This window comes from Pseudomonas sp. SBT1-2, assembly GCF_028640875.1.
Taxonomy (GTDB): domain Bacteria; phylum Pseudomonadota; class Gammaproteobacteria; order Pseudomonadales; family Pseudomonadaceae; genus Aquipseudomonas; species Aquipseudomonas chlororaphis_I.
In genome coordinates this window covers 185034-201517 of record NZ_JAQZAA010000115.1, presented here as the reverse complement: position 1 = coordinate 201517, position 16484 = coordinate 185034, and the positions used below count along the sequence as shown (strand labels likewise).

Annotated in this window: 15 protein-coding genes; 5 read left to right on the top strand and 10 right to left on the bottom strand. The window is 65.6% G+C overall.

Features of this window, described 5'->3' with window-relative positions; all coding sequences use genetic code 11:
- Nucleotides 1-210: 210 nt before the first annotated feature.
- Complete coding sequence (gene bglX, locus PVZ78_RS29615; RefSeq protein WP_016702084.1) at nt 211-2532, top strand: beta-glucosidase BglX; 2322 nt, start codon at nt 211-213, stop codon at nt 2530-2532.
- Between the two features lie 355 nt (nt 2533-2887).
- Here the strand turns inward: bglX and PVZ78_RS29610 are convergent, their stop codons facing one another.
- From PVZ78_RS29610 to PVZ78_RS29570, 9 genes are all read right to left on the bottom strand, one after another.
- On the bottom strand, nt 2888-4045 hold the full coding sequence (locus PVZ78_RS29610) for a phospholipase D-like domain-containing protein (protein WP_273829662.1): 1158 nt from the start codon (nt 4043-4045) through the stop codon (nt 2888-2890).
- Between the two features lies 1 nt (nt 4046).
- Nucleotides 4047-4637, bottom strand: a complete 591-nt coding sequence (locus tag PVZ78_RS29605) for a YceI family protein (protein WP_103331135.1) — start codon at nt 4635-4637, stop codon at nt 4047-4049.
- 224 nt (nt 4638-4861) lie between these two features.
- Entirely contained in the window at nt 4862-5632 is a 771-nt protein-coding gene (locus tag PVZ78_RS29600; protein WP_009047428.1) for an IclR family transcriptional regulator, read from the bottom strand.
- Between the two features lie 86 nt (nt 5633-5718).
- On the bottom strand, nt 5719-7176 hold the full coding sequence (locus PVZ78_RS29595; RefSeq protein WP_016702081.1) for an amidase: 1458 nt from the start codon (nt 7174-7176) through the stop codon (nt 5719-5721).
- Nucleotides 7176-8486: a citrate-proton symporter gene (locus PVZ78_RS29590; protein WP_009047426.1), complete on the bottom strand. Its 1311-nt coding sequence runs from the start codon at nt 8484-8486 to the stop codon at nt 7176-7178. The genes PVZ78_RS29595 and PVZ78_RS29590 overlap by 1 nt, the downstream gene beginning before the upstream one ends.
- Before the next feature lie 108 nt (nt 8487-8594).
- Nucleotides 8595-9770 carry a M20 aminoacylase family protein gene (locus tag PVZ78_RS29585; RefSeq protein WP_009047425.1) on the bottom strand — a complete coding sequence of 392 codons (1176 nt, stop codon included), beginning with the start codon at nt 9768-9770 and terminating at the stop codon, nt 8595-8597.
- A 213-nt stretch (nt 9771-9983) separates the two neighbouring features.
- The gene (locus PVZ78_RS29580) at nt 9984-10313 is read right to left on the bottom strand and encodes an amidase (RefSeq protein ID WP_101281925.1); all 330 of its coding nucleotides are present in this window, start codon (nt 10311-10313) and stop codon (nt 9984-9986) included.
- Nucleotides 10310-11407 (bottom strand): serine hydrolase domain-containing protein, encoded by a 1098-nt coding sequence (locus PVZ78_RS29575; protein WP_273829661.1) that lies wholly within the window; start codon nt 11405-11407, stop codon nt 10310-10312. The genes PVZ78_RS29580 and PVZ78_RS29575 overlap by 4 nt, the downstream gene beginning before the upstream one ends.
- Before the next feature lie 169 nt (nt 11408-11576).
- Nucleotides 11577-12467 carry an acyl-CoA dehydrogenase family protein gene (locus PVZ78_RS29570; RefSeq protein ID WP_009047422.1) on the bottom strand — a complete coding sequence of 297 codons (891 nt, stop codon included), beginning with the start codon at nt 12465-12467 and terminating at the stop codon, nt 11577-11579.
- 140 nt (nt 12468-12607) lie between these two features.
- On the opposite strand from PVZ78_RS29570, the gene olsB reads away from it, so the two are divergent.
- Together olsB and PVZ78_RS29560 are read left to right on the top strand one after the other, a co-directional pair.
- Nucleotides 12608-13363 (top strand): L-ornithine N(alpha)-acyltransferase, encoded by a 756-nt coding sequence (gene olsB, locus PVZ78_RS29565; protein ID WP_028681790.1) that lies wholly within the window; start codon nt 12608-12610, stop codon nt 13361-13363.
- On the top strand, nt 13363-14157 hold the full coding sequence (locus PVZ78_RS29560) for a lysophospholipid acyltransferase family protein (RefSeq protein WP_009047420.1): 795 nt from the start codon (nt 13363-13365) through the stop codon (nt 14155-14157). Before olsB ends, PVZ78_RS29560 begins: the two co-directional genes overlap by 1 nt.
- 87 nt (nt 14158-14244) lie before the next feature.
- Here the strand turns inward: PVZ78_RS29560 and PVZ78_RS29555 are convergent, their stop codons facing one another.
- Nucleotides 14245-14826 (bottom strand): acyl carrier protein phosphodiesterase, encoded by a 582-nt coding sequence (locus PVZ78_RS29555; protein WP_028681791.1) that lies wholly within the window; start codon nt 14824-14826, stop codon nt 14245-14247.
- 153 nt (nt 14827-14979) lie between these two features.
- Here PVZ78_RS29555 and PVZ78_RS29550 point away from each other — a divergent pair, with 153 nt between their 5' ends.
- Nucleotides 14980-15294, top strand: a complete 315-nt coding sequence (locus PVZ78_RS29550) for an ArsR/SmtB family transcription factor (RefSeq protein ID WP_009047418.1) — start codon at nt 14980-14982, stop codon at nt 15292-15294.
- A 13-nt stretch (nt 15295-15307) separates the two neighbouring features.
- The gene (locus PVZ78_RS29545) at nt 15308-16474 is read left to right on the top strand and encodes an MFS transporter (RefSeq protein ID WP_028681792.1); all 1167 of its coding nucleotides are present in this window, start codon (nt 15308-15310) and stop codon (nt 16472-16474) included.
- The last annotated feature ends 10 nt before the right edge of the window (nt 16475-16484 follow it).

The following is a 16484-nucleotide window of genomic DNA, read 5'->3' as shown; positions in this document are numbered from 1 at the left end:
CTTTGAATCGAGTGCATCGACATAATCTGCCGCCACCACTGGATTGCATCGGGCCAATCGGCTAAAAGATGCCCAGCGCGAAAAAGAGTTCAGAAGTGTGCTGCATTTATCCGAACAACAATAGTCGTTCCTTTATTAGCCGCTCTCCCAATTTTCGGCCGCTCGACGCGTACTGATCGCGTCTGTTTTAGGCCCTAGAGAACAATATTCATGAAGAAGCTGTGTTTGCTGGGCTTGCTGGTCAGCCTGGCCAGTCACCCTGCCCTGGCCGCCACCACGCCGGTAGCGGCCCAGGAAAAACCCTTTTCCGATGCGGTCCTGCAGAACAAGGACGCCTTCATCGACAACCTGCTCAAGCAGATGACCCTGGATGAAAAGATCGGCCAGTTGCGCCTGATCAGCATCGGCCCGGAAATGCCCCGCGAGATGATCCGCAAGGAAATCGCCGCCGGCCGCATCGGCGGCACCTTCAACTCCATCTCCCGCCCGGAAAACCGGCCGATGCAGGACGCGGCCATGCGCAGCCGGCTGAAGATCCCGATGTTCTTCGCCTATGACGTGATCCACGGCCACCGCACGATCTTCCCGATCCCCCTGGCCCTGGCGTCGAGCTGGGACATGGACGCCATCGGCCGCTCCGGGCGCATCGCCGCCCAGGAAGCCAGCGCCGACAGCCTGGACATCACCTTCGCGCCGATGGTCGACATCTCCCGCGACCCACGCTGGGGTCGCACCTCCGAAGGCTTCGGCGAAGACACCTACCTGGTCTCGCGCATCGCCAAGGTCATGGTCAAGGCCTACCAGGGCGACAGCCCGAAGAACGCCGACAGCATCATGGCCAGCGTCAAGCACTTCGCCCTGTACGGCGCGGTCGAAGGCGGTCGTGACTACAACGTCGTCGACATGAGCCCGGTGAAGATGTACCAGGACTACCTGCCGCCCTACCGCGCCGCGATCGACGCCGGTGCCGGCGGGGTGATGGTGGCGTTGAACTCGATCAACGGCGTGCCGGCCACCTCCAACACCTGGCTGATGAACGACCTGCTGCGCAAGGAGTGGGGCTTCAAGGGCCTGGCGGTGAGCGACCACGGCGCCATCGTCGAGCTGATGCGCCACGGTGTCGCCAAGGACGGCCGCGAAGCCGCCAAGCTGGCGATCAAGGCCGGCATCGACATGAGCATGAACGACTCGCTGTACGCCAAGGAGCTGCCGGGGCTGATCAAGTCCGGCGAGGTCAGCCAGCGCGACCTGGACAACGCCGTGCGCGAAGTACTGGCCGCCAAGTACGACATGGGCCTGTTCGCCAACCCCTACCTGCGCATCGGCAAGGCCGAGCAGGACCCGGCCGACACCAACGCCGAAAGCCGCCTGCACCGCAGCGACGCCCGCGATGTGGCGCGCCGCAGCCTGGTGCTGCTGAAGAACGCCAATGAAACCCTGCCGCTGAAAAAGGCCGGCAAGATCGCCCTGGTCGGCCCGCTGGCCAAGGCGCCGATCGACATGATGGGCAGTTGGGCCGCTGCCGGCGTGCCGGCGCAATCGGTCACCCTGTTCGACGGCATGAGCAACGCCCTGGGCGACAAGGCGCAACTGATCTACGCCCGTGGCTCGAACATCACCGCCGACAAGGCCGTGGTCGACTACCTGAACTTCCTCAACTTCGATGCCCCGGAAGTGGTGGACGATCCACGCCCGGCCCAGCAGTTGATCGACGAAGCGGTGAAGGCCGCGCAGCAGGCTGATGTGGTGGTGGCGGCGGTGGGCGAATCGCGGGGCATGTCCCACGAATCCTCGAGCCGTACCGACCTGCACATCCCGGCCAGCCAGCGCGAGCTGATCAAGGCCCTCAAGGCCACCGGCAAGCCACTGGTGCTGGTGTTGATGAACGGCCGGCCGCTGGCGCTGCTCGACGAGAACCAACAGGCCGACGCGATCCTGGAAACCTGGTTCAGCGGCACCGAAGGCGGCAACGCCATCGCCGACGTGCTGTTCGGCGACTACAACCCGTCCGGCAAGCTGCCGATCACCTTCCCCCGCTCGGTGGGGCAGATCCCGACCTACTACAACCACCTGACCATCGGCCGGCCGTTCACCCCGGGCAAGCCGGGCAACTACACCTCGCAGTATTTCGACGACACCACCGGCCCCCTGTTTCCGTTCGGTTATGGCCTGAGCTACACCACGTTCAGCCTGTCGGACATGGCCCTGTCGTCGACCACCCTGAACAAGAGCGGCAAGCTCGACGCCAGCGTGACCCTGAAAAACACCGGCAAGCGCGACGGCGAAACCGTGGTGCAGCTGTATATCCAGGACGTCGCCGGCTCCATCATCCGCCCGATCAAGGAGCTGAAGGGCTTCCAGAAAGTGCAGCTCAAGGCCGGCGAACAGAAGGTGATCCACTTCAGCATCAGCGAAGACGACCTGAAGTTCTACAACGCCCAGCTCAAGTACGCCGCGGAACCGGGCGAGTTCAAGGTCGAGATCGGCCTGGACTCCCGGGACGTCAAGCAACAGAGCTTCGAACTGCTGTAACCCTCCCCCCGGCCTCGCTCCTATGTAGGAGCGAGGCTTGCCCGCGATAGCGATTTCCCTGACACACCGCGTTGCCCGCATCGCCAGCAAGCTTGGCTCCTACAGAAGCCAAAGCCGCGTCGCTTCTGTAGGAGCGGCCGGTCGACGCTCGATTGCCCGCGATAGCGATTCTCCTGACACACCGCGTTGCCCATATCGCCAGCAAGCTTGGCTCCGACAGAAGCACAAGCCGCGCCAGGTCGGTGTAGGAGCGAGGCTTGCCCGCGATAGCGATTTCCCTGACACGCCGCGTTGCCCGCATCGCCAGCAAGCTTGGCTCCTACAGAAGCAGAAGCCGTACCAGGCCAGGGCGGGGTCAGTCGCGGCGATTGAGCAGGTTCACCACCAGCCGGTCCACCCAGCCCCAGATCCGCTGCTTGATCCGCCGCCACAGCGGGCGGTTTTTCCAGGCTTCGAGGCTGACTTCCTGGCTCTGGTCGAAGTCGGCGAGGAAGCTCGCCACCACCGCATCGGTCAGTGGCATGTCGAGGGCTTCGAGGTTGGCCTCGAGGTTGAAACGCAGGTTCCAGTGATCGAAGTTGCACGAGCCGATGCTCACCCAATCGTCGATCAGCACCATCTTCAGGTGCAGGAAACGTGGCTGGTATTCGAAGATCTTCACCCCGGCCCGCAGCAAGCGCGGGTAATAACGATGCCCGGCATAACGCACCGACGGGTGATCGGTGCGCGGCCCGGTCAGCAGCAGGCGCACGTCCACCCCGCGTCCGGCCGCGCGGCGCAGGGAGCGGCGGACCTTCCAGGTCGGCAGGAAATACGGAGTCGCCAGCCAGATCCGCCGGTGCCCGCTGTTCAGCGCGCGCACCAGCGATTGCAGAATGTCCCGGTGTTGCCGGGCGTCAGCATAGGCCACCCGGCCCATGCCCGCGCCCTGGGCCGGCACGCGCGGCAGGCGTGGCAGACCGAAGTTCGACGCCGGCTTCCAGGCGGTGCGATGACGGTTGGCGATCCACTGCCGGTCGAACAGCATCTGCCAGTCGAGCACCAGCGGGCCGCTGATCTCCACCATGACTTCATGCCAGTCGCAGCTGTCCTGCAGCGGGTTCCAGAATTCATCGGTCACGCCAGTGCCGCCGACCACCGCCAGCTCCTGATCCACCAGCAGCAACTTGCGGTGGTCGCGATAGAGGTTGCGCACCCCGCGGCGCCAGCTCAGGCGATTGTAGAAACGCAGCTCGACCCCGGCGCCGGTCAAGCGTTGGCGCAGGCCCATGGTGAAGGCCAGGCTGCCGTAGTCATCGAACAGGCAACGCACCCGCACCCCGCGCTCGGCGGCCTGGGTCAGGGCCTGGACCATGGCCTCGGCGCAGGCGCCCGCCTCCACCAGGTACAGCTCCAGTTCCACCTGCTCACGGGCCCGGGCAATCGCCACCAGCATCCGCGGGAAAAAACTCGGACCGTCGATCAGCAACTCGAAACGATTGCCTTCACGCCAGGGAAAGACTGCGCCCGCCATATCAGCGCGCCGTGAAGATCAGCACCGCACCCACCGGCACCGACAGGCTGATCGCCGACAGGCCGGCCGCCTTGCGCAGGGTTTCGAGCCCCGGCACCAGGTCGAAATCGGCAGCGTTGAGCACCAGCGGCTCCAGGGTCACCACCTGGAAGCGTCGGTCATCCAGGCGCGTGGCCAGCAGTTCGGCGGTGTATTCGTGCTGTTTGCCGTGCAGGGTGACATTGACCGGCAGACGCAGTTCGATCTGCGCGCCGGGCGCCAGGTCGTTGATCGGCCGCAGGTTGATTTGCGCGTTGATCAGGGCATCCGGATGCCGGTCGATCTCGAACAGCTCCTTGCGCATGCGCTCGTCGCGCAGCGGAATCCCGCTGTTGATCGAGTCCAGCTCGACTTCCAACTGCGCCATGCCCTTGGCGTCGACCTTGCCGTGCAGGACCAGGAAACGATGGACTTCGGAAACATTGGCATTTTTGGTGGTGACGAAAGACAGGCGCGAGGACTCGTTGTCCAGGTACCAGTTGGCCTGGGCCGGCCAGGCCGCGCAGGCCAACAGCAAAGCGGCCAGGGCCTTGGGGAAAGAGGCGTTGAACATGGAAGACTCATGGGGTCGAGAAATCTGAGCCGAACCTTAACCGGCCCGCGTGCGCTTGCAAACAGCGACAGGGCCGTGAACGGCGAATACTCGGAGTGCATAAAGACGAAAAAGATCCCCGGTCCCCTGTAGCCGCTGCCGTAGGCCACGATGGCCTTGCAGCGGCCCCGAACAGGGCAGCCGGTGGTCCGGATACGCCGCAATGCCAGGCCGAGCGGCTGAGTCTAGATCAAGCTGCGCTCGACATCGTGGACAGTCGCCTCGAGGCTCGCCAGGTGCAAACTCAGCACCCGCTCCACCGGCGCCTGGTCCATCGGCCAGTGCAGGGCCATGCTGCCCACCAGCCGGCCCTGGTCACGAATCGGCAAGGCCACGGCGCGGATCAGGAACGGCAGCCGCACCGGGTACTCCCAATAACCCTCGGTGCGCTGGCCGAAACCCTGATGCTGGGATTGTTCGCAGGCGCGGTACTGGTCCTCCTGGGGCACCCGCTCGCGGACGGCCAGGCGCTGGACTTGCTCGTGATCCAGTTCGGCCAGGCAGGCCTTGCCCATCGCCGAATGGAACAGGCTCGAATAGTGGCCGACGATCTGGCAGTTATGCGGGTAACGCTTGCGCAGCACTGCCGGGATCGAACTTTCCATGACCTCCAGGCGTTCGCCGTCGAAACACGACAGGTCGACCACCAGCCCGGTGCGCTCGCTCAACGCCTGCAACCAGGGCGCGGCACGCTCCACCAACTGCCGCTTGAAGCGTTGCTGCTGGTCGCCGAACAGCCGCCTGGCGCACAGCCGATAGCGCCGGTCGCTCAGGCCGCGATAGATCCAGCCCTGCTCCTGCAACGTCAGGAGCATGCGCGATACCGTGGCCTTGGGCAGCGCCGTCAGGTAGTGCAGTTCCTCCAGGCCCAGGGCCTGGTGCTGGCCCAGCAGCTCGACGATCGCCAACGCCCGTTCGACCGAACGCACACTGCCGGTTTCTACCTTGCTGGCCATATGCCGACCTCCCTGATAAGCGGATGGATGAGCGTTTTACGCAGCAAGATGCGGGCCCGATAAACCCGCACACCCCGGTTCGAGGGTTACAACGGATGACCAGGCGGCCGGCGCCTGACCCACTGCGTCAGTTGTTCGTGGGCATGACCGAGCTGCAACACCGCCCGGTCGGCCTGGGCCGGGCCGATGATCTGCATGCCCATGGGCAAGCCCGCCGGATTGAAGCCGACCGGCACGCTGAGGCTCGGCAGGCCGGCCAGGGTCGGACCGATCACCACTTCCATCCAGCGATGGTAGGTGTCCATCTCCCGCCCTCCGACAAAGCGTGGCCATGGCACCCCTGCATCGAAAGGGAACACCTGGGCGCTGGGCAGCAGCAGGAAATCGTAACGTTCGAACAGGCGCTCCAGGGCCCGGTACCAATCGCTGCGAACCTGCGAGGCGCGGTAGACCTCCGCCGCGCTCAGGCCCAGCCCGCCCTCGACTTCCCACTGCGCCTCGGGCTTGAGCAGGTGGCGCTTCTGCGGGTCGGCATACAGCGGCCCCAGGTTGCCCTGGACCAGCCAATGCCGATGCACCAGCCAGCACTGCCACAGCGCCGCCATGGAAAACGCCGGCTGGCAGGCTTCGACCTCGCAGCCCAGTTGGCGAAAGTCCCCCAGCGCCGCTTCGCACAGCGCCAGCACGCCGTCGTCCATGGCCAGGTAGCCGTCAAAGTCCCCCAGCCAGCCCAGGCGCGCGCCGCGAAAATCCCGTTGCAAGGGCTCGTTGAAGATCGCCGGGTCGTCCTTGAGCGACAAGGGCACCCGCGGGTCGTACCCGGCCTGGGTGCCCAGCAAGCGCGCGATATCGGCCACGCTGCGGCCCATCGGCCCCTCGGTGGCCAGTTGCTGGACGAACAGCTCCGGTGCCGGGCCGTGAGGCACCCGGCCCTGGGACGGGCGCAGGCCAAAGACATTGTTGAAGGCCGCCGGGTTGCGCAACGAGCCCATCATGTCGCTGCCATCGGCCACCGGCAGCATGCGCAGCGCCAGGGCCACCGCCGCCCCGCCACTGCTGCCGCCGGCATTCAGCCTCGGGTCGTAGGCGTTGCCGGTGGTGCCGAACACCTTGTTGTAGGTTTGCGAGCCCAGGCCGAACTCCGGCACGTTGCTCTTGCCGACGATGATCGCCCCGCTGGCCCGGACCCGCGCCACGCAGATGGCGTCGTGGGCCGGTATCTGTTCGGCGAACAGCGGCGAGCCCAGGGTGGTGCGCAGCCCGGCGGTGGCCGCCAGGTCCTTGATCGCCTGGGGCATGCCGTGCATCCAGCCCATGGACTGGCCCCGGTCCAGCTGGCGGTCGCGCTCCTCGGCCTCGGCCAGCAACACCTGGCGCTCGCGCAGGGACACCAGGGCATTGACCCGGGGGTTGCAGCGCTCGATCCGGTCCAGGTAGGCCAACATCACTTCGCGACAGGAAAACCTGCGGGCGTGGATCGCCCGGGACAGTTCGACGGCGCCCAGCTCAACGATGGGCCCAAAGTCTTGTGCTGCGATATCCATCAAGGTTTCACCCCGAAATTCAGTGCGCTCGGTTTCTTCTCTTTGGGTGCCTCATGCAGGCAATAAGTGCCCAGCAGCGTCAACACGCAGGCAAACAATACATAAAACGCCGGGGCCACCGGGGTGCCCAGCACCTTGCTGAGCCAGGTCACGATCAGCGGGGCAAAGCCGCCGAAGACCATGACCGCCACGTTGTAGGCCACCGACACCCCGGTGGAACGCACCTGCACCGGGAACTGTTCGGCCAGCGCGGTCGGCGCCGGGCCGAAGAAGCCGCCGATGGCGCTGCACAGCAGCACCTGCATCACCAGCAGCCGCTCGATCGACGGCGCCGCGGCCACCCAGACGTACAGCGGGTAGACCATGACAAAAAACGCCAGGGTAAAGGCCAGCAACACCGGGCGCCGCCCCAGCCGGTCCGACAGGGCGCCGGACAATGGAATCACCACCGTCATCAGCGCCACCGCGAACATCTGCACCAGCAACACCTGGTCCAGCGGCAAGCCGAGGTTCTTGTGGGCGAAGGTCGGCATGTTCACCAGCACCACGTAGAACGACACCGTCGCGCCACAGGCCAGGCCCATGGACACCAGGATGCTGCGCCGGTGCTCACGTATGACCTGCATCAGGCCCGGGCCGTTGCCGCGCACCTGCTTGCGGGCCTCGACGAAGGCTTCCGGCTCTTCCATGTACTTGCGGATCCACAGGCCCACCGGACCGATCAGCAGGCCGATCACGAACGGCAGGCGCCAGCCCCACAGATCGAGGTCCTCGGGCGAAAACAGATGGGTGACCAGCGCCACCATCGCCGCCCCGGAGAACACCGCCAGGCATTGCCCGACCAGTTGCCAGGAGCCGTACAGGCCCTTGCGATGGGCCGGCGCGCTTTCCACCAGGAAAGCCGTGGCGCTGGCGTATTCGCCGCCGGTGGCGAAACCCTGCAGCATCCGTGCGACGACGATCATCAGCGGCGCGCCCATGCCGATGGCCGCGTAGTTGGGGGCAAAGGCGATCAGGGCGATGGACACCGTCATCAGGCGGATGATCAGCTGCATGGCGGCCTTGCGGCCTTTGCGGTCCGAATACATGCCCAGCAGAACGCCGCCCACCGGCCGCATGAAGAAGCCCACGCCGAAGGTGGCCAGGGCCATCAGCAGCGAGGCGTACTCGTCGTCGGAGGGAAAAAACTGCCGGGCGATGATGCTGGCCAGAAAGCCGTAGACGATGAAGTCGTACCACTCCAAGGCGTTGCCGATCACCGCGGCGACCACTTGCCGGGTACGCGAAACACTGGATCTCGAGGCGTGCATGAGCGCTGTCCTTCTATTCTTGTCGGGCCTCTCGGGTAACGAGTCGGGCCCTTATGGGAAGTGCCGGGCGCTACGGCGCCCGATTCAGCGGCAGAAGAAAGGGAAAACTCAGGCCGGCTCGAGCCAGCTCTCGGCCAGCGCGGCCCAATAGGCGGCGCCGGTCAGCAGGATGTCGTCGTTGAAGTCGTAGCCGGGGTTGTGGACCATCGGCCGGGACAGGCCGTTGCCGATGAACAGGTAGCTGCCGGGGCAGCGTTGCAGCATCCAGGCGAAGTCTTCGCTGCCCATCAGCTTGCGCGTGTTGCCGTCGACCGCCTGCTCGCCCAGCAGCGCCACACCCACCTGGCGGGCGAATTCGGTCTGCTCCGGGCTGTTGACCAGCACCGGATAGGCCGGGCGGTGTTCGATGCTGGCCGAGCAGCCAAAGCTCTGAGCCTGGGTGTGGATGATCGCCTTGACCCGTTCGAGCATCTGCTCGCGCACTGGCGCGTTCAGCGCCCGCAGGCTCAGGCGCAGCAACGCCTGTTGCGGAATGACGTTGGCCGCCTCGCCGGCCTGCAGCGCACCGACCGTCACCACCGCCGCCTCCTGGGCATCGATGTTGCGCGCCACCACGGTTTGCAAGGCCATCACCACACTGGCCGCAGCCACCAGCGGATCGACCGTCAGGTGCGGCATCGAACCGTGCCCGCCCACGCCTTCCAGAGTCACGGTGAGCAGGTCCTGGGAGGCCATCATCGGCCCTTCGCGAAAGCCCAGGTGACCGGCCGGCAGCCCCGGCATGTTGTGCATACCGAACAGCGCATCGCAGGGAAAACGCTCCAGCAGGCCATCGGCAAGCATCGCTTCGGCACCGCCCTGGCCTTCTTCGGCCGGCTGGAAAATCAGGGTCAGGGTGCCGTCGAACTGGCGCGTGGCCGCCAGGTAGCGCGCCGCGCCGAGGAGCATGGCGGTGTGGCCGTCGTGCCCGCAGGCATGCATGCACCCGCTGTGGCGGCTGCTATAGGCCACACCGCTGTTCTCGACGATCGGCAAGGCGTCCATATCGGCACGCAGTCCCAACCGGCGCGGGCTGCTGCCGTTACGCAGCACACCGACCACACCGGTCTTGCCGATACCGCTATGCACTTGGTAGCCCCATTCCTCCAGGGAACGGGCAACCAGCGCCGCGGTGCGGTTCTCCTCGAAGCCGAGTTCGGGGTGGGCGTGGATATCCTGGCGCACGGCGCGCAGGTCGCTGGCGACGTCGTCGAGCCAGGCAAAGATATGCGGGAAACGGGTCATGACGTATCTCCTTGGCCGGGTGTAATCCCGTTCTTTTTTTCGGAGCGTCTCACGGTGCAGCAAGGCGTGATCGCGGCGTGCCCTCAGATAACCGCGAGCCGTCGCCTGCGACAATCAAATGTGGTTCCACAGGGTGGAACCTTGTGCGGGGAGCCAATCAGCACAGGGGCTGGCAGCCCCGGGAAAGGATTACCGATCGTTGCGTGGCGCCGTTCAGGGCTCCAGTCGACAGCCCTGGCGCTCGCTCAGCCAGACAGCGCTGTGGCTGCGTCCCAGGCCGCTGGCGCTCACCCGCTTGTGCTCGGCATCGTCGTGCAGACTTTTGAGCGGCAGGTACTGCTGCACATAACCTTCGCAGTACTCGGCAACGTTGTGCATCACGTAGCGGCAGGAACAGTACTCCTTGGCACTGTAGGCGCTGAGGATGTCCGGGAAGGCCCGCAGCGCGACCCGCTCGCTCCAGCCCCAGCCGAACAAGGCCAGCAGCGCCAGCAACAGCAGGCTGGCGAAGGGATGGCGCACGACCCACGGACGCCGGCTCATGGCTGCACCTGCCGGGCGAAAGCCGCCTGGGCCAGTTTGAGCAGCTCGTTGTGGCTATAGCTGCCGTCGCGGTCGTCGGCATAACGCACAATCACCAACCCGGCGCTGGGGATCACGTACAACGCCTGCCCCCAATGGCCCAGCGCCGCGAAGGTATCGGCCGGCGCGTCTGGCCAGGGCGATGGGGCGCCGCCGACGGCGCGATTGAGCCACCAGTGGCCACCGGGCACCAGCTCGTCCTGGTTCGCCTGATAACCGGCGAACGGCGTGCGACTGAATTCGACCCAGTCCCTGGGCAACAACTCGCGCTCGCCCCAACGTCCGTCGCGCAGCATCAACAGGCCGACCCGCGCCAGATCGCGGGCAGTGAGGTAGGTATAGGAGGAACCGACAAAGGTGCCGGTGGCGTCGCTTTCCCACACGGCGTGGGTAATGCCCAGGGGCTCGAACAGCGCCTGCCAGGGATAGTCGGCATAACGCTGGGCTCCCAGCATGCCTTTCAGGGCCGCCGACAGCAGGTTGCTGTCGCCGCTGGAGTAACGAAACACCTGCCCCGGCGGGCTGAAGGCCGGGTGCTCGGCGGTAAAGGTCGCCATATCGCCGTGGCCGCGGGTGTAGAGCATGGCCACCACCGAGGACTTGAGTGGCGCGTACTCGTAATCCTCCTGCCAATCCAGGCCCGAGGCCCAGTGCAGCAGGTCGGCCAGGCTGATGTCCGGATGCTGGCGCAACGCCGGAAGGAAGCGGACGGCCTTGTCCTGCAACTGGAAACGCCCTTCGCCATAGGCCACGCCCAGCACCGCGGCCAACAGGCTTTTGCTGATGGACCAGGTCAGGTGCGGGGTGTCGGCACTGGTCGGGCCGGCGTAACGCTCATAGATCAACTGGCCATCGCGGATCACCAGCAAGGCGTCGCTGCGGATGCCCAGGCGGGTCGCCTCGTTGCGGGGTGCGAAGGCGTAGGCCTCCAGCGCCTCGAGGGCCGGGCCGCTGGCTGCGGGGCCCGTGCTCCATTGCGCGCCGGGCCAGTTTTCGGCCCAGGCCGGTGGGAGCATGAATAGCAGCGCGAGCAGCAGGGTCGAGCCTTTGAGCATGGCGGGAACTCGGGCAAGGGAACCCGCTGAGGGTAGACCAGGGAGATGACAGTTTTTTGCCACCCGCGGCCCTTCGGGCCTATCGCGAGCAAGCTCGCTCCTACATGAGCAGCGTCGCTTTTCTGTAGGAGCGAGCTTGCTCGCGATGTGCCGCGCAGCGGCCCCTCCTTTATAAGGCCAGCGCCTTGGCCAGGCGTTTGCTCCGCGCCCCCGCCGCCAGGTCCAGCACTGCCCGATCGCGCTTCCACAATTCGGCCCACTCCGGCGGGCCATCGGCAAAGGCTTGCTCAAGGGCCGGCTTGAGCCCGTCGAACTGGGCGAACAGGCCACCCAGCAACACATGCCCACTGCCCAGCGACGGGTTCTGCCGGCTGACTTCCGCGCAACCGGCGAGCAAGGCCAGCAATTGCAGGAGCAGGGTCTGCGGCCAGTCGTTGTCCTGGCCGACGCCATACAGCCAGGCCGTCATGGCGCTGAGCACATAAATGTCTTCCAGGGTGCGGAAGGGTTTGACGTAGGCATCCCAGCCGTCGCCCGCCAGCAGTTCGCACAGGGCGTTATCCAACTGCAGGCGGCCGTGGCTGATGTCCGGCATCAGCGGGATCGCCGGCAGCTTGTCGACCTTGACCCCAGGCTCGCCAGCGTAGACCACAGCCAGGCTCAGGCGCGGCGATTCACCTTGGGCCTCGCAGCGGGCGGCGATCAGCAGCCAGTCGGCGGCATCGCCCGCGGTGACGAAGTCCTTGCGCCCGCTCAGGTGCAGGTCCCGCAGCCGAGTCTGCATGTCAGCCGGGCGCAGGCTGCGCTGCTCGGTGGCACACAGCGCGCCCAGGCTCAGCGGCGCGCTGGGCCAGAGCATGCGCAAGGCCGCCTGGTAGCCCACCAGGAAGGCCAGCCCCGGAGTGGCCATCAGCCGTCCGCCGCGCACCGCCAGCTCGAAGGGCGTCACCGGTCCCGACGCCTGTAACAACAGCTCCTGTAACAACGCGGCATAACCTTCGGCCAGGTCCGGGTGGGCGGGCAGTCGGCGACGGCTGTGCAGCAGGGCTTGCCAGGGCATAAGCGGGTCCTCAGGGGCTGTCATATAAGCATCACCAAAGCTTCATGGCGATGACACCGGGGCTACATAGCCTGACTTTGCACAACAAAGTCGATCGGCTGCAACCCAAGGCGGGTCAGTGGCCCGCACGGAGATTCACAATGACTCAGATCGCCCGCATCAGCGACACCGGCAATGAACGCCGCCTGCAAGCCGAGCGCCTGGTTGGCGCCGCGGCCCTGCAAGAAGCCCAGGCCCTGCGCTTCAACGTCTTCAGCGGCGAGTTCAACGCCAAACTGAAAGGCGCTGAGCTGGGTCTGGACATGGATGACTATGATGTCCACTGCAGCCACATCGGCGTGCGTGACTTGAGCAGCGGCCGCCTGGTCGCCACCACCCGCCTGCTCGACCACCAGGCCGCCAGCAGCCTGGGGCGTTTCTACAGCGAAGAAGAATTCAGCCTGCACGGCCTGGTCCAGCTCAAGGGCCCGATCCTGGAGATCGGCCGCACCTGCGTCGACCCGGCCTACCGCAACGGCGGCACCATCGCCGTACTCTGGGGCGAGCTGGCCGAAGTGCTCAACCAGGGCGGCTACAGCTACCTGATGGGTTGCGCCAGCATCCCGATGCAGGACGGCGGCGTGCAGGCCCACGCGATCATGCAGCGCCTGCGCGAACGCTACCTGTGCACCGAACATCTGCGCGCCGAACCGAAGAACCCGCTACCGAACCTCGACATCCCGTCCAACGTCATCGCCGAGATGCCGCCGCTGCTCAAGGCCTACATGCGCCTGGGCGCGAAGATCTGCGGCGAGCCGTGCTGGGACCAGGACTTCCAGGTGGCCGACGTGTTCATCCTGCTCAAGCGCGACGAGCTGTGCCCGCGCTACGCCCGCCACTTCAAGGCGGCCGTGTGATGCGCCGGCTACGGGTCTACGGGCGCATCGCCCGCGTGCTGCTGGTGGTGGCGCTGGGCCTGAGCATGGCCTGCGTGTTCGGCGTGTTCGAGCGCCTGGGCATCGCCAATTCCATGGTCCGCCGCCAGCGCTGGTCGCGCTTTTTCATGGCGCGCCTGAGCAATGCCTTGCCCTTCGGCGTGACGGTGCACGGCGAGTTGCCCAAGCAGCCGATGCTCTGGGTCAGCAATCACGTGTCCTGGACCGACATCCCGTTGCTCGGCGCGCTGACGCCGCTGTCGTTCCTGTCCAAGGCCGAAGTGCGCACCTGGCCGGTCGCCGGCTGGCTGGCCGCCAAGGCTGGCAGCCTGTTTATCCGCCGTGGGTCGGGTGACAGCCAGTTGATCCGCAAGCAGATGACCCGCCATTTGCAGCAGACCCACCCTCTGCTGATGTTCCCCGAAGGCACCACCACCGACGGCCGCAGCCTGCGCACCTTCCACGGGCGCCTGCTGGCCAGTGCCATCGAGGCCGATGTGGCCTTGCAGCCGGTGGCCATTCGTTACCTGCGCGATGGCGATATCGATCCGCTGGCGCCCTTCGTCGGCGATGATGATTTGCTGTCGCACCTGATGCGCCTGTTCGCCAACGATCAGGGTCGGGTGGAAATCCATCTGCTCAAGCCGATTGCCTGCCAGGGCCAGGAGCGCGCCGCGTTGGCGTTCCAGGCGCAACAGGCGGTGCAGAAGGTCCTGTTTGGCGATATCGCCCAGCCAGCCGAACCACGGCGTGCCGGCGAACTGATCGCTGCCTGAACCCAGTACCTGTAGGAGCGAGCTTGCTCGCGAAAAAACCTGAGCCTTGAACCGTATTCAAGGGCCTCATCGCGAGCAAGCTCGCTCCTACACGGGATGGATGTGTTGCGCGGCGAATGCCTGCAACTGCGGGTAGAACGCCCGGAAATCCTCGCTCAACGGCTGATACAGCCGCTCCAGCTCGCCCATCGCCGCCGCCAGCTCTTCCGGACGTGACAGGCGCCGGGCAATCCCACGCAACACCTGCTCCAGCACCTCGAACTCGCGGTAGGAACCCAGCCAGTCATGGGCGGCCATGTGCGGCGCGATCTGCGCCAGGCGCCCGGGCAATCGGGGTTCGGCCGCCAGCACCCGGTACACGTCCGAAGTGAACAGTTCCAACGGCCGGTCGGCATAGAACGCCCAGTCCCGCGCCAGGCAGTGGTCGAAAAACACGTCCAGCACAATGCCGGCGTAACGCCGGCGGGTCAGGGAAAAACGCGACAGCGATTCGCCCACCAGCGGATGGCGGTCGGTAAAGATGTCGATGCTGCGATGCAGCTGGATGGCCGCCTCGATCTCCGGGTCGAACTGGCCCTGCAGGCGCCCTTTGACGAAGTCGCCATACAAACTGCCGAGTAATTGACCGGGGCGCTGGCCGCCGAGGTGCAGATGTGCGAGATAATTCATTCGCGCAGCTTAGCACTGCGCCTCACATATCGTTATAACCCGATATACCGATTAACGCTGATCTCAGATCAAAATCATATTGGTATATCGCGAAATAGCGATTTAAAGTTCGCCTCATCGCGATATAACGTTTTACGGAAAACGAGCACCGCCATGTCCATCGACCTCGACGAAATAATAAAAGCCCTGGCGCACCCAGTACGACGAGACATCCTTATCTGGCTCAAGGACCCGAAGGTCCAGTTCCCCGATCAGACCCACAACCATGAGTACGGCATCTGCGCCGGACAGATCGACCAACGCTGTGGCCTGTCGCAGTCGACCGTCTCCGCGCACCTGGCGACCTTGCAGCGGGCGGGCCTGATCAGCAGCCAGAAAGCCGGCCAATGGCACTTTTTCAAACGCAACGAGGATGTGATCCAAGCCTTCCTCGAAGCGCTCACCCAAGAACTCAGCAGCAGACGCTGACAAGGACCCGACAATGCCCCTCTCGCTCCTCATCCTGGCCTTGAGCGCCTTCGCCATCGGCACCACCGAGTTCGTCATCATGGGCCTGCTGCCCGATGTGGCGAACGACCTGGGTGTGTCGATCCCCGGCGCCGGCTGGCTGGTGACCGGCTACGCCCTGGGCGTGGCCATCGGCGCGCCCTTCATGGCCCTGGCCACCGCCAGGCTGCCGCGCAAGGCCGCCCTGGTAGCGTTGATGGGGATTTTCATCGTCGGCAACCTGCTGTGTGCGCTGGCCAGTGACTACAACGTGCTGATGTTCGCCCGTGTGGTCACCGCCCTGTGCCATGGCGCCTTCTTTGGTATCGGTTCGGTGGTCGCGGCAGGCCTGGTGCCCGCCAACAAGCGTGCCTCCGCCGTGGCCCTGATGTTCACCGGCCTGACCCTGGCCAACGTGCTCGGCGTACCGCTGGGCACTGCCCTGGGCCAGCAGGCCGGCTGGCGTTCGACCTTCTGGGCGGTGACCGTGATCGGCGTGATTGCCCTGATCGGCCTGATCCGCTTCCTGCCGGCCAAGCGCGACGAAGAGAAGCTCGACATGCGTTCGGAACTGGTCGCCCTCAAGGGCGCCGGGATCTGGCTGTCGCTGAGCATGACCGCGCTGTTCTCCGCCTCGGTGTTCACCCTGTTCACCTATGTCGCCCCGCTGCTGGGCGAGGTGACCGGCGTCTCGCCCCAGGGCGTGACCTGGACCCTGGTGCTGATCGGCCTGGGCCTGACCCTGGGCAACATCGTCGGCGGCAAGATGGCCGACAAAAGCCTGTCGGGCACCCTGGTCGGCGTGCTGATCGCCATGGCCGTGACCAGCTCCGTGCTGACCTGGACCAGCGTCGCGCTGATCCCCACCGAAGTCACCCTGTTCCTCTGGGCCACCGCCTGCTTCGCCGCGGTGCCAGCCCTGCAGGTCAATGTGGTGACCTTCGGCAAGGCCGCGCCGAACCTGGTGTCCACGCTGAACATCGGCGCCTTCAACATCGGCAACGCCCTGGGCGCCTGGGTCGGCGGCAGCGTCATCGCCCACGGCTACGGCCTGGTCAACGTGCCGCTGGCGGCCGCCGCGCTGGCGATCCTGGCCCTGCTGGTGACGCTGATTACCTTTCGCCAGGGCGGCAACGCCGATCTGGCTCCTGCGACCAACTGATACGTTCATC

What these genes read in the sequence shown, in the direction of transcription:
- bglX (WP_016702084.1), top strand. Translation starts at nt 211, where the DNA reads ATGAAGAAGCTGTGTTTGCTGGGCTTGCTGGTCAGCCTGGCCAGTCAC.
- PVZ78_RS29610 (WP_273829662.1), bottom strand. Translation starts at nt 4,045, where the DNA reads ATGGCGGGCGCAGTCTTTCCCTGGCGTGAAGGCAATCGTTTCGAGTTG.
- PVZ78_RS29605 (WP_103331135.1), bottom strand. Translation starts at nt 4,637, where the DNA reads ATGTTCAACGCCTCTTTCCCCAAGGCCCTGGCCGCTTTGCTGTTGGCC.
- PVZ78_RS29600 (WP_009047428.1), bottom strand. Translation starts at nt 5,632, where the DNA reads ATGGCCAGCAAGGTAGAAACCGGCAGTGTGCGTTCGGTCGAACGGGCG.
- PVZ78_RS29595 (WP_016702081.1), bottom strand. Translation starts at nt 7,176, where the DNA reads ATGGATATCGCAGCACAAGACTTTGGGCCCATCGTTGAGCTGGGCGCC.
- PVZ78_RS29590 (WP_009047426.1), bottom strand. Translation starts at nt 8,486, where the DNA reads ATGCACGCCTCGAGATCCAGTGTTTCGCGTACCCGGCAAGTGGTCGCC.
- PVZ78_RS29585 (WP_009047425.1), bottom strand. Translation starts at nt 9,770, where the DNA reads ATGACCCGTTTCCCGCATATCTTTGCCTGGCTCGACGACGTCGCCAGC.
- PVZ78_RS29580 (WP_101281925.1), bottom strand. Translation starts at nt 10,313, where the DNA reads ATGAGCCGGCGTCCGTGGGTCGTGCGCCATCCCTTCGCCAGCCTGCTG.
- PVZ78_RS29575 (WP_273829661.1), bottom strand. Translation starts at nt 11,407, where the DNA reads ATGCTCAAAGGCTCGACCCTGCTGCTCGCGCTGCTATTCATGCTCCCA.
- PVZ78_RS29570 (WP_009047422.1), bottom strand. Translation starts at nt 12,467, where the DNA reads ATGCCCTGGCAAGCCCTGCTGCACAGCCGTCGCCGACTGCCCGCCCAC.
- olsB (WP_028681790.1), top strand. Translation starts at nt 12,608, where the DNA reads ATGACTCAGATCGCCCGCATCAGCGACACCGGCAATGAACGCCGCCTG.
- PVZ78_RS29560 (WP_009047420.1), top strand. Translation starts at nt 13,363, where the DNA reads ATGCGCCGGCTACGGGTCTACGGGCGCATCGCCCGCGTGCTGCTGGTG.
- PVZ78_RS29555 (WP_028681791.1), bottom strand. Translation starts at nt 14,826, where the DNA reads ATGAATTATCTCGCACATCTGCACCTCGGCGGCCAGCGCCCCGGTCAA.
- PVZ78_RS29550 (WP_009047418.1), top strand. Translation starts at nt 14,980, where the DNA reads ATGTCCATCGACCTCGACGAAATAATAAAAGCCCTGGCGCACCCAGTA.
- PVZ78_RS29545 (WP_028681792.1), top strand. Translation starts at nt 15,308, where the DNA reads ATGCCCCTCTCGCTCCTCATCCTGGCCTTGAGCGCCTTCGCCATCGGC.